General features: G+C 43.8%; 1 protein-coding gene. It reads right to left on the bottom strand.

All coding sequences use genetic code 11. The features are described from left to right. The coding region (locus tag Q4563_RS16740; RefSeq protein WP_303605293.1) for a hypothetical protein at positions 1-181 on the bottom strand (181 nt) is incomplete at its 3' end. Positions 182-393: the final 212 nt, after the last annotated feature.

Raw genomic sequence — 393 nt, 5'->3', positions numbered from 1 at the left:
AGTCCAGAGAGGCCAGATCAAAATAAGAAGTGTCAACGTCGGCAACATCATCATCTTCGATATCAACAGAGCTGTCAGAATCGTCGGTGGTATCAACGACCTCACTGTCGTCACTGCTGCCACAGCCCGCCAGGGCCAACGTGCCGGAAAACAACAGCGGGATAATATATTCGGTTTTCATGGATTCCCTCTTTCGAAATAATGCGCTGAAATGCCAGTCTCAAGAAAGTGCATCCTATGTCATCCCTGTAATAACCACACTTGAATATACAGACTCCTGACACTTCAAGGTAAAGCTGAACACACCATCAGAAAAATAGAAAATGCCAGTAATCCGCACAAGAAAACTGAATCAGAACACCGGGAAAATCATCTAATTACAGAAAACAAAAA

The organism is Gilvimarinus sp. 1_MG-2023 (assembly GCF_030548285.1).
Note: the sequence above shows the minus strand (reverse complement) of the source record. Positions and strands in the feature narration are given on the sequence as shown.